The organism is Sphingomonas sp. H160509 (assembly GCF_024124765.2).
Lineage (GTDB): Bacteria > Pseudomonadota > Alphaproteobacteria > Sphingomonadales > Sphingomonadaceae > Sphingomonas.
The window spans coordinates 2714232-2726669 of sequence record NZ_JAMXSR020000002.1 but is presented as its reverse complement, the minus strand read 5'-3'; the positions used below and the strand labels follow the sequence as shown (position 1 = coordinate 2726669).

At 67.3% G+C, this 12438-nt stretch carries 3 protein-coding genes and 6 pseudogenes; 6 read left to right on the top strand and 3 right to left on the bottom strand.

Features of this window, described 5'->3' with window-relative positions; genetic code table 11:
• Nucleotides 1–4 precede the first annotated feature (4 nt).
• A pseudogene (locus NHF48_RS15130) lies at nt 5–3215 on the top strand (efflux RND transporter permease subunit).
• A gap of 5 nt (nt 3216–3220) precedes the next feature.
• Entirely contained in the window at nt 3221–4780 is a 1560-nt protein-coding gene (locus tag NHF48_RS15125) for an efflux transporter outer membrane subunit (RefSeq protein WP_253071555.1), read from the top strand.
• A gap of 140 nt (nt 4781–4920) precedes the next feature.
• Here NHF48_RS15125 and NHF48_RS15120 read toward each other — a convergent pair.
• Nucleotides 4921–5545, bottom strand: a pseudogene (locus NHF48_RS15120) (NADPH-dependent FMN reductase).
• Between the two features lie 202 nt (nt 5546–5747).
• Here NHF48_RS15120 and NHF48_RS26055 point away from each other — a divergent pair.
• The 4 genes and pseudogenes from NHF48_RS26055 to NHF48_RS15105 all read left to right on the top strand — a co-directional run.
• Nucleotides 5748–6968: pseudogene (locus tag NHF48_RS26055) on the top strand (transglycosylase domain-containing protein); the annotation flags it as partial.
• A gap of 79 nt (nt 6969–7047) precedes the next feature.
• A pseudogene (locus NHF48_RS26050) lies at nt 7048–7578 on the top strand (penicillin-binding transpeptidase domain-containing protein); the annotation flags it as partial.
• Between the two features lie 474 nt (nt 7579–8052).
• Nucleotides 8053–9055 (top strand): annotated as a pseudogene (locus tag NHF48_RS15110) (threonine aldolase family protein).
• Nucleotides 9052–9975, top strand: coding sequence for a DMT family transporter (locus tag NHF48_RS15105; RefSeq protein WP_253071554.1), 924 nt, complete (start codon nt 9052–9054; stop codon nt 9973–9975). Before NHF48_RS15110 ends, NHF48_RS15105 begins: the two are co-directional and overlap by 4 nt.
• On the opposite strand, the pseudogene NHF48_RS15100 reads toward NHF48_RS15105, so the two are convergent.
• Both NHF48_RS15100 and NHF48_RS15095 read right to left on the bottom strand, forming a co-directional pair.
• Nucleotides 9888–10725 (bottom strand): annotated as a pseudogene (locus NHF48_RS15100) (NAD(P)-dependent oxidoreductase). The gene NHF48_RS15105 and the pseudogene NHF48_RS15100 sit on opposite strands and share 88 nt — an antisense overlap.
• Nucleotides 10722–12428 (bottom strand): M28 family metallopeptidase, encoded by a 1707-nt coding sequence (locus NHF48_RS15095; RefSeq protein ID WP_253071553.1) that lies wholly within the window; start codon nt 12426–12428, stop codon nt 10722–10724. Before NHF48_RS15095 ends, NHF48_RS15100 begins: the two are co-directional and overlap by 4 nt.
• Nucleotides 12429–12438 lie beyond the last annotated feature (10 nt).

Here is a 12438-nt window from a genome sequence, read left to right as displayed (position 1 = left end):
GCCCATGTCACGCTATTTCATCGATCGACCCATCTTCGCATGGGTCATCGCCATCATCCTGATGCTGGCGGGTATCCTCGCGATCCGGTCGCTGCCGATCGCGCAGTTCCCTGAGATCGCCGCCCCCAAGGTGACGGTCGCGACGTCCTATCCGGGCGCCGACGCACAGACGCTCGAGAACACGACGACGCAGATCATCGAGCAGCAGATGAAGGGCATCGACAACCTTCGCTACTTCGCCTCGACCTCGGACGGTTCGGGCAACCTCGCGATCACGCTCACCTTCGAGCAGGGCACCGACCCCGACATCGCGCAGGTTCAGGTGCAGAACAAGCTGCAACAGGCGACGCCGCTCCTGCCGCAGGAAGTCCAGCAGGCCGGTCTCCGCGTCACCAAGGCGACCGCCAACTTCCTGCTCATCATCGCCGCCTATTCGGAAAACGGCGATCACGACCAGGTCGATCTCGGCGACATGATCGCCTCGAAGCTCCAGGATCCGCTCAGCCGCATCAAGGGCGTCGGCGACACGCAGGTGTTCGGCGCGCAATATTCGATGCGGATCTGGGTCGACCCCTTCAAGATGTCGAACCTGGGCGTCACCGTCACCGACATCACCTCCGCACTGACTGCGCAGAACGCACAGGTCTCGGCAGGTCAGGTCGGCAGTCTGCCCGCCGTGAAGGGCCAGTCGCTCAACGCGACCGTGACCGCGCAGTCGCGCCTCCAGACGCCGGAGCAGTTCCGCGCGATCATCGTCCGCTCGGCAACCAGCGGCGCGACCGTGCGGCTGTCGGACGTCGCGCGCGTCGAGATGGGCTCCGAAAACTACAGCTTCCAGGCACGCTATAACGGCAAGCAGGCGGCAGGCTTCGGCGTGAAGCTGGCACCGGGTGCCAACGCGCTCGATACCGTCAAGCTGGTGAAGGCCGAGGTCAACCGGATCGCCAAGCAGTTCCCGCCCGACGTCAAGGTCGCGTTCCCGATCGACAACTCGACGTTCGTGCGGCTGTCGGTCGAGCAGGTCATCCACACGCTGATCGAGGCGATCGTCCTCGTCTTCCTCGTGATGTTCCTGTTCCTCCAGAATTTCCGCGCCACGCTGATCCCGACGATCGCGGTCCCGGTCGTGTTGCTCGGCTCGCTCGCCGTGCTCCAGGTCGCGGGGTTCACGATCAACACGCTGACGCTGTTCGGCATGGTGCTGGCGATCGGCCTGCTCGTCGATGACGCGATCGTCGTCGTCGAGAACGTCGAGCGCCTCATCCAGGAGGAAGGGCTCTCCCCGAAGGAAGCCGCCAAGAAGTCGATGGACGAGATCAGCGGCGCGCTGGTCGGCATCGGCCTGGTGCTGTCGGCGGTGTTCCTGCCGATGGCGTTCTTCAGCGGTTCGACCGGCGTGATCTTCCGCCAGTTCTCGATCACCATCGTGTCGTCGATGGCGCTGTCGGTACTGGTCGCGTTGATCCTAACGCCCGCGCTCTGCGCGACGATCCTGAAGCCCGCCAAGGAAGGGCATGGCGAGAAGAAGGGCTTCTTCGGCTGGTTCAACCGCACCTTCGACAAGGGCGTCGGCAAGTATGGTAACGGCCTGCGCCGCGTCGAGAAGGGCTGGGTCCGCACGATGCTGGTCTATGCCGTGATCGTCGTCGCGATGGCCTTCATCTTCGTCCGCCTGCCGTCGGGCTTCCTTCCCGAGGAAGATCAGGGCGTCATGTTCGCGCAGGTCTCGATGCCGTCGGGCACGCCGATGGAGGAGACCGCACGGACGATGGACAAGGTCCGCGATCACTTCATGATCGACGAGAAGGCCAACACCGCGGGCATCTTCACGATCAGCGGCTTCGGCTTTGTCGGCCAGGGCCAGAATGTCGGCATCGCCTTCATCCAGCTGAAGCCCTGGGAAGATCGTAGCGGCAAGGAAAACAGCGTCGCGGCGGTCGCGGCACGCGCCAACCAGGCGCTCGCCGGGATCCGGGCCGGCATGGTGATCGGCTTCGTGCCGCCCGCCGTGCAGGAACTCGGCAACGCCAACGGCTTCGACTTCATGCTGAAGGACAATGCCGGCGTCGGTCACGAGAAACTGCTCGAGGCGCGCAACATGCTGCTCGGCATGGCCAGCCAGGACAAGCGCCTGATGCAGGTCCGTCCGAACGGCCTGGAGGATGCGCCTCAGCTGAAACTGAACGTCGACCAGGCGCAGGCGGGGGGCGCTCGGCCTCAGCCAGCAGGACATCAACACCACGGTCAGCACCGCGTTCGGTGGCGCGTACATCAACGACTTCATCGACCGCGGTCGCGTGAAGAAGGTGTTCGTGCAGGCCGACGCACCGTTCCGCACGACGCCCGCCGATCTCGGCAACTTCTACGTCCGCGGCACGACCAGCAACGCGATGGCGCCATTCTCGTCCTTCTCGACGACGAGCTGGAACTACGGTCCGTCACGCCTCGAACGGTACAACGGCGTAGCCTCGTTCGAGATCATGGGCTCGCCGGCGCCGGGCGTCAGCAGCGGCACCGCGATCAAGGCGATGGAGGAGATGGCGGCCAAGCTGCCACCCGGCATCGGCTATGAGTGGACCGGCCTCAGCTACGAGGAAAACCTGTCGGGCGGCCAGTCGACCACGGTCTATGCGCTGTCGCTGCTGATCGTGTTCCTCTGCCTCGCGGCGTTGTATGAAAGCTGGTCGATCCCGATCGCCGTCCTGCTGGTGGTGCCGCTCGGTGTCCTCGGCGCGGTCGGCGCGGCGATGATCTTCGGGCTGAACAACGACATCTATCTCCAGGTCGGGCTGATCACGACGATCGGTGTGGCGGCGAAGAACGCGATCCTGATCGTGGAGTTCGCTGAGGAGAAGATGGGCGACGGGATGAACGCGGCCGATGCCGCGGTCGACGCGGCCAAGCTTCGCCTTCGCCCGATCCTGATGACGTCGTTCGCGTTCATCTTCGGCGTGTTGCCGCTCGCATTGTCGAGCGGTGCCGGCGCCGGCGGCCAGAACGCGATTGGCTGGGCGGTGGTCGGCGGCATGCTGTCCGCGACCGTCCTCGCGATCTTCTTCGTGCCGCTGTTCTTCCTGCTCGTGAAGCGCGTCTTCAAGCAGGACAAGGCTGGCTCGGGGCAAGACCGCGACCAAGTGCCCGACCACGACGGCAACCGTGACGACAACCGTGACGGCGGCCATCCGCCCCACGACCAGCGGCCGCAGGAGGCCTGATCCAGATGTTCTCGACCAAGATCTCCAGCCGCACCGCGCTCACGTTCGCCGCCGGGCTCACGCTCGCCGGGTGCAACCTCGCCCCCAAATACGTCCGTCCGGAGCTTCCCGTGGCGCCGAGCGGACCGACCGGGCCAGCCTATGCGGCCGGCAACGTCGCGAACGCGATCGTGCCGGCGGACACCGCGTGGGAGGCGTTCTTCACGGACGACCGCCTGCGCGGCGTAATTCGCCTCGCACTCGACAACAATCGTGACGTCCGCATTGCAGTCGCCAACGTGGCACAGGCGCGCGCGCAATACCGCGTCCAGCGCGCGGACCTGTTCCCGACGATCGGCGCGACCGGCAGCGCGACCTACCAGAAGTCGCCGTTCGGTGCGGTTGGTGGCGGCGTAGGCGGTGTCGGCGGCGGCACGGGCGGCGGCACTGGTGGTGGCACTGGTGGTGGCACGGGCGGCGTCGGTGGCGGTACCGGAACGGGTGGCGGCACCGGCGGTGGTACCGGCGGCGCGGGCACTGCCGTCACGGGCAGCGGGCGCGCCGACATCTATTCGGCCAATGTCGGCATCTCCGCATGGGAAATCGATCTCTTCGGCCGCATCCGCAACCTGACGCAGGCGCAGCAGGAAGCGTATTTCGCGGCGGAAGAAAACCGCAACGCCGCCCAGGTGTCGCTCATCTCGGAGACCGCGACCGCGTGGCTGACGATGGCCGCGGACCAGGACCGTCTCAAGATCGCCCAGGATACCGAGCGCGCGTTCGGCCAGACGCTGAAGCTCACACAGGATCGCTTCCGGATCGGCATCGCGTCCGAACTCGAAGTGCGTCAGGCGCGCACCACTTATGATCAGGCGCGCTCGGACATTGCCAACGCGACCACGCTGATCGCGCAGGACCAGAACGCGCTCAACCTGCTCGCCGGGACGACCGTGACGCAGGACCTGCTGCCTGCACGGATGCCGGAGAAAACGCCGACGCTGGAGAATCTGCCCGCCAACCTGTCGTCGGAGGTGCTGTTGCGCCGTCCGGACGTCGCAGCGGCCGAGCATAACCTGATCGCCGCCAACGCGAACATCGGCGCGGCGCGCGCGGCGTTCTTCCCGAACATTTCGCTGACCGCGGCGTTCGGCACGCTCAGCCTTGGCCTGTCCAACCTGTTCGGCGGCGGCAGCCAGCAATGGTCGGTCGCGCCGTCGATCACGCAGCCGATCTTCGATTTCGGTCGCAACAAGGGTAACCTGCAATACGCCAAGGCAACGCGCGACGCGATGCTCGCCACGTACGAGAAGAGCATCCAGACCGGCTTCCGCGAGGTCGCCGATGCGCTGGCACGTCGCGGCACGATCAACAGCCAGCTCGAGGCGCAGACGTCGCTGCGCGACAACGCGGCGGGCGCGTATAACCTGTCGCAGCTCCGCTTCCGCGCCGGAATCGACCCGTTCCTCAACACGCTCGATTCGCAGCGCGCGCTCTACACCGCCCAGCAGAGCCTGCTGGCTACACGACTCGTCCGCGACAGCAACGCGGTCGAACTCTACCGCTCGTTAGGTGGTGGCCTGAAGTAAACTAATCCTCCCCCGCCAGGGGGAGGTGGCTGGCGCTTGCCAGACGGAGGGGAGAGGACACGTAACAGCGGTTCCCCTTCCCTCCCCCTCCGTCACCTGCGGCGACACCTCCCCCTCGCGGGGGAGGATCGGAAGGCGTGCTAGTTCGCCGGCTCCGACAACGGCGCGAACCGCGCAACCTGCCGCCCGACCAGCCGCAGCTGCTCCAGCACCGCAGGATCGCTCGCCCCGCCCTCATCGTCGAACTTCGTCACCTGCGTATTGATCGCGGCGGCAAACGGCGTCGGCCACCCGCGCAACGCATGGACGATCGACCGCAACGCCGCGATCGTGCTCCCCGTCGCCTGCCAGCCGTAAGCCGTCGCGATCAGCCCGACCGGCATGTCCGCCAGATACGGCCGCTCGGGATCGCGCGCGGTTTCCTCCAGCAGGTCGAGCGCGTTCTTCACGACGCCTGAAATGCTCCCGTGATAGCCCGGGCTGGCGATGATCACCGCCGATGCACCGCGTACGGCCTCGACGAACGCCTGCTCGTCCGCAGTGCGCGTCGTCGCCTTCGGATCGTAGAGCGGCAGCCGCGCCATGTCGGCGCCCCCCGAACATCTGCGTGCGATAGCCCTGCTTCTCGACCGCATCGAGCGCGATCCGCAGCGCGCGTTCGGTCGACGAGACGCCGCCGATCGTGCCGCCGATGCCGACGACCAGCGGCAGAACGGCGGGAAGAGTGTCGGAAGCGGCCACGGTTTTATCCTGTTCGAACGTCATGCGATGCTCTTTCCCGTTTCGTCGCGCGATGACAACAGCTTCGGTCGGTTCTCGTCCGGCGAACGTCGTGCCGCTGTTGCTAAGCCCCTGTACACGTTAAGCATGCGCAGGAACGGACGGCGTAAGCACAGACTTGCCCGAGCTGTCATAGAACGATAATACACCTGACGTCCGCCGCTTGGCCGACCCGCTGGAACGACCGATGCGCCCCGATCCCTTCGACCCCAACCGTTCCAGCTCCAGCGGCGACCGCGAGCCCTACGCCTATGAGCGCGAGCGGCTGATCACCGAGCGCGAACGCCTGCGCCAGAAATACGAGGCCGAGCGGGACGGCAGCGACCCGGAGCCCTATGATCGGGACTTCGGCGCGGCCTACGCCACCCCCAGCGCGCCGCGACGCAAGCGTCCGATCGGTCGCTGGATCCTGCGCGGAGCGGGGATCGGCATCGTCCTGCTGGTGATCGCGATCATCTGGCTGGCGATCACCGCGCCGCTGTCGAAGTCGCTCCAGCCGCCGACGCCGCCCTCGATCACGCTGACCGCGGACGACGGCACGCCAATCGCGCGACGCGGCGCGATCATCGGCAAGTCGGTCGATGCCTCGAAGCTTCCGGCGCACGTCACGCAGGCGTTCCTAGCGATCGAGGACCGGCGCTTCTATTCGCACTGGGGCGTCGATCCGCGCGGGATCGCGCGCGCGGCTTGGGCGAACATGGGCTCGGGCGGCGTCCGCCAGGGCGGCTCGACGATCACGCAGCAGCTCGCGAAGAACGCGTTCCTCGATTCGGACCGCACCGCGACGCGGAAAATCCGCGAGGCTATGATCGCCTTCTGGCTCGAGGCATGGCTGTCGAAGAACGAGATCCTCTCACGCTATCTCTCGAACGTCTATTTCGGCGACAACACCTACGGAATCAGCGCGGCCGCCAAGCATTATTTCGGCCGCACGCCGGACAAGCTCAACGTCGGCCAGGCCGCGATGCTCGCCGGCTTGGTCAAGGCCCCGTCGCGCCTCGCCCCCACCTCCAACCTCGAAGGCGCGCGCAAGCGAGAAGCCGTGGTCGTCGGCGCGATGGTCGATGCCGGCTTCCTCACCAAGGCGGAGGGCGACGCGGTCCAGCCGCAGCGCGTACTTGGCAGCCGCCCGTCGCAGCTCCCCAACGGCACCTATTTCGCCGACTGGATCCTGCCCGAAGCGCGCGACCAGGCGGGCGAGATCAAGACCGAGGCGACCGTCCAGACGACGCTCGACCCGCGGTTACAACGCGCGGCAGAACGCACCGTAGCGCGCGCGGGTCTGCGGCAGGCACAGGTCGCGCTGGTGGCGATGCGTCCCGATGGCCGCGTGGTCGCGATGATCGGCGGCAAGAACTACGCGAAAAGCCCCTTCAACCGCGCGACTCAGGCGCGGCGCCAGCCCGGCTCGACCTTCAAGCTGTTCGTCTACCTCGCCGCGATGCGCCAGGGCCTCACCCCCGATTCTGACGATCGAGGACCGCCCGGTGACGATCGGCGACTGGACCCCGAAGAACAGCGACGGCCGCTATCAGGGGACGATCACGCTCCGCCAGGCATTCGCGCGCTCGTCCAACGTCGCCGCCGCCCGGCTGACGCAGCAGGTCGGCGTCAAGGCGGTGATCAAGGCGGCCCGCGACCTCGGCATCTCGACGCCGATCCCCAGCGAGGCCACCATCGGCCTCGGCACCTCGACCGTGTCGCTGCTCGAACTCACCGCCGCCTATGCCGCGATCGCGCGCGAGCAATATCCGGTCCAGCCGCGCGGGCTAGCCGACGTCCGAGAGAAGGGCTGGTACCAGTCGCTGACCGGCGGCGCGACCGAGATGCCGAGCAAGATCCACGACGAGATGCTCGACCTGTTGGCGGCCTCGATCCGCACCGGTACCGGCCGCGGCGCGAACCTGACGGTCGACGCGTTCGGCAAGACCGGCACGACGTCGGACAACAAGGACGCGCTGTTCGTCGGCTTCGCGCGCGATCTGGTGGTCGGCGTGTGGGTCGGCAACGACGACAATTCGTCGAACCCCGGCCTGTCGGGCGGCGGCATCCCCGCGCGGATCTGGCGCGACTTCATGCAGAGCGCGCTGGGTATCGCACCGATCGCCGCGCCTGCTCCGGTGGTGGAGGAAGTCGATCCTGACGCACTGCCGGCGGACGATCAGGACAATTCGGTGCTGCCACTCGGCGGCGAGATCGAGGGCCTCGGCTTCAACCTGAAGATGGGCGAGGACGGCACCATCTCAGTCGGCCCCTCCCGCCGCGACCGCCAGGAAGGCCCGCCCCCCCCGAGACGACCGCCGGCCGCCGGAGGAAGAACAAGGGCCCGACGAGGGGCAATAGGAATCCAGCCGCAGAGCAGCTTGTTTCCCCGCGAAGGCGGGGACCCAGACTGGGCTCCCGCCTTCGCGGGAGAACAAGAAAGCGGTCGCCAACGTCCGAGCGGCGACACTCCCGTTGACGCCACCACCGCATCGCAGCATGTCTCACTCATGCGCTTCTTCTCCGACAACGCCGCCAGGATCCACCCTCAGGTCATGGCCGCGATCGCCGCCGCCGACACGCTCGACACCGCCTATGCCGGCGACGCGTGGAGCCAGCAGCTCGATGGCCGCCTCTCCGCGCTGTTCGAAACGGAGGTCGCGGTGCTGTGGGTCCCCACCGGTACCGCCGCCAATTGCCTCGCGCTCGCCGCGCTCTGCCCCCCGCACGGCGGCATCGTCTGCCACCGCGACGCGCACATCCAGAACGACGAGGGCGGCGCGCCCGAATTCTACACGCACGGCGCCAAGCTGTTCCTCGCCGATGGCGAGGCTGCGAAACTCACCCCCCGACACGATCCGCACCGTCCTCGACGCGATCCCAGACGACGTCCACCGCGTTCAGCCGCACGCGATCTCCATCACCAACGCCACCGAATATGGCCGCGTCTACCTACCGCACGAAGTCGCTGCGATCGGCGCGCTGGCAAAGGAGCGCGGGCTAGGCTTCCACATGGACGGCGCGCGCTTCGCCAACGCGATGGCACGCGTCGGCTGCTCGCCCGCCGACATGACGTGGCGCGCGGGCGTCAACGCGCTGAGCTTCGGCTTCGTCAAGAACGGCGCGATGAGCGTAGAGGCGCTGGTCTTCTTCAAGCCCGAGCTCGCCGCCGTCACGCAATACCGCCGCAAACGCGCCGGCCTGCTTCTGTCGAAGGGGCGCTACCTCGCCGCGCAGATCCTCGCCATGCTCGACGACGATCTCTGGCTCGCCAATGCCAAGGCCGCCAACGACGCAGCCGCCAGACTCGCCGCCGCTGCCGGTGACCGCCTCGTCCACCCGGTCGAAGCGAACGAAGTCTTCCTCCGCGCCACGCCGGAAGAAGCCGCAGCCCTCCGCGCGAAGGGCTTCGACTTCTACGACTGGGCAGCCGGCGAGATCCGCCTCGTCACCGCGTGGGACAGTCCGGCGGACTCGGTAGGCCTGCTCGCCGATGCGATCCGGGAGTTATGACCCCCGGCCCAACCGACCCACCACAGTCCACGCGCGCGGCCGTACTGATCCCGTTCGGCATCGTCACGCTGATCTGGGGCTCGACCTGGCTCGTCATCCGCGACCAGATCGCGGTGGTGCCGCCGAGCTGGTCGATCAGCTACCGCTTCCTCGTCGCCGGCATCGCAATGGCGATCTACGCAGGCATCAAGCGCGAAAGCTTCAAGTTCGACGCGCGCGGCTACGCGTTCGCGGCAGTCATCGGCATCGCGCTGTTCACGTTCAACTTCAACTTCGTCTACCGCGCCGAGCATTACGTCACCTCCGGACTGGTCGCGGTGGTGTTCGCGCTCCTCCTCGTCCCCAACGCGATCTTCGGCCGCATCTTCCTCAAGCAGCGCCTCGGACGTCAGCTGATGGTCGGGTGCGCGGTCGCGATGGCGGGGGTCGCGCTGCTGTTCGTCAACGAGGCGCGGGTCGATCCGCACGGGCCGCGCTCGGCGACGATCGGCATCGTCCTGACGCTGTGCGGCGTGATGGCCGCGTCGGTCGCCAACGTCATCCAGGGCAGCGCGTTCGCCAAGCGATACCCGATGGCGCCGACGCTCGCGATGGCGATGCTGATCGGCGCGACCCTCGATGCCGCGTTCGCCTGGATCACCACCGGCCCGCCGGTGTTCGAGCCCCGCTTCGGCTATGTCGCGGGCATCCTCTATCTCGGCGTGTTCGCCTCCGCGCTCGCCTTCCCACTGTATTTCAACGTCATCCGCGCGATCGGCCCGGCCAAGGCGGCCTATTCGGGCGTCATCGTGCCGGTGATCGCGATGCTGCTATCGACGATCTTCGAGCGCTATCACTGGTCCACCTTGGCGGTCGCCGGCGCGATCCTGTCGGGCATCGGCCTCGTCATCGCACTCAGCGCGCGCAGGCCGGCACGGTAGTCGGGCCAGGCGGGCGTCCAGCCGAGCACGCGCTTCGCCTTGCCGTTCGCCACCCGCCGGTTCTCGTTATAAAATCCGCGCCCCATCGCCGATAGCTCCTCAAGCGTCACGAACGGCGGCGCGGGCATCCCGAGCAACATCGCCGCGAACGCCACGACGTCGTTCTGCGATGCAGGCACGTCGTCCGCAAGATTATACGCCCCCCGCCGGCGCATCGAACCCGGCGATCACACCCGAGACGATATCGTCGACATGCGCGCGGCTGAACACCTGGCCGGGTTGCTCGATCCTGTGCGCCTTGCCCTGCCGCACCCTGTCGAGCGGCGAGCGACCGGGGCCATAGATCCCCGGCAACCGGAACGTCCGCGCACCGATCGCGAGCCAGTCCGCATCCGCCGCTGCCCGCGCGCTCCGACGACCGCCACCGATCGGCGCCGTCTCGTCCACCCACGCACCCTGCGCATCGCCGTACACGCCCGTCGACGACAGATAACCGATCCAGGCCCGAGTCCGCAGCAACAGCGAACCGTAGCGCCCGAGCACGGGGTCCGCCTCATGCTCGGGCGGCACCGACGACAGGATATGCGTCGCCGCCGCGATCTCCGCCGTCACCGCATCCACATCGTCGAACCGGAGCGTACCACCCCGCCCATCCCGCGTCGTGCCGACGACATGCCAGCCATCCGCCGCAAGCCGCTCGGCGAGCCGCGACGCGGTGTACCCCAGACCGAAGACCAGAAGCCGGCTCATTTGCCCACCGCCGCGCCGGCCATCGGTCCCTTGTAGAGCGTCCCGAAATAGTCGCCCGCATTCCACACCGGCCGCTGCGCGCCATCCGCGATCTCGCGCGCGATCCGGTAGTTCGCATCGACGAACCGCACGCCCTGATCCCACAGGATCGGCTGCGTCAAATCGTCCGAGGGCTTGTGGTAATTGTTCGCCATGAAATACGCGACCGCCGCCTTGCCCGGCCCCTTCTGACCCGGCCACAGGAACACCGACGGAATCCCCTTCTGGACGAAGCGGAAGTGATCCGAGCGGACGAAGATGCCCTCCTCCGGCATCGGGTCGGGCGACAGGCCGACGCCGATCGCCGCGACCGCCTTCTGGACGATCGGGCCGATCGTCGAGCGCTCGGCACCGAACACCACCATGTCCTCGAACTTGTAGGTCAGGATCGGCATGTCTAGGTTCACGTCCGCGACGATCGAGGTCAGCGGCACCGTCGGATGGTTGGTGAAGTAATCACTGCCGACCAGTCCCTTCTCCTCTCCGGTGACCGCCAGGAACATGATGGTGCGCTTCGGCGCCTGCCCGTTGGCCGTGAAGCGCTTGGCCTCCTCGATCAGGCTGGCGATGCCGATCGCGTTGTCGAGCGCACCGTTGTTGAGCGCGTCGCCCTTCACGGGCTTGGTGATGCCGATGTGATCGAGATGGGCGGAGAGCACGACGACCTCCTTACCGACCACCGGATCGCTGCCAGGGATCACGCCGATGACATTGCTGCTCGCGGCCGGCACGAAGCTCGTCTTGGTCGCGACGGTCAGCGTACCGACCAGCGGCGCCGCCTTGAACTTGGCGTTGTCGCGGTCCGCCTGCTTCACGATCCGGCTCCACGGCGTCTTCGCACCGGCGAACAGCTTGGCCGCGCCGGCCATGCTGACCGTGCCGAGCGACGGCGCGCCAGGCGCATCTACCTTGCCGGTGCCGTCGGAGTTCGCCCACGTCATCCGCGGCGTCGCGTAGGAATCCGCCAGCTTGGCGAACGTCCGCACCTTGGCCGAGCGCGGGCTTTCCAGCGTGATCACGCCGACTGCGCCCTTGGCCTGCGCGATCGCAGCCTTGGTCCCGCCCGACCCGAAGAACGCGCGCTCCTCGCCACCGAACCGCGCGGGCGAGCCGCCGAAATAGGCGACGATCTTGCCGCGCACGTCGACGTCCTTGTAATCGTCCTGACCATATTGCGGCGCGTCGATGCCGTAGCCGACGAACACGACGGGCGCCGAAACGCTCGTCTCCGCCTTCGCGCCGTTCGCGGCGGGCACGTAATCCTCACCGAACACGAGCGGCTGCGCGGCCCCGCGCCCTGTCCAGACGAAATCGCCCTTGCTCGCCGCCTTGTACGACACGAGCGGCACGGTCTGGAGATAGCCGCCCTGATCGCCACCGGGACGAAGGCCTGCCGCATAAAACTGCGCGGCGACATATTGCGCGGCGATGTCGAACTCGGGGCTGCCGGCCTCGCGACCCTTCATCGCATCCGACGCGAGAAACAGCACATGCGCCTTCATCGCCGCCTGATCCGCCGGCAGCGGTGCAGCGAGCTTGGCGTTCACCTCGGCCGTATTCGGCGCGGTCACCGGAGCCGGCGCGGGGGCAGCTTGGGGCGCAGTCTGAGCAAGGGCAGAGGTAGAAAGCGCGAGCACCGCGAGCGCGCCGATAGGACGATACATCCGGAAATCC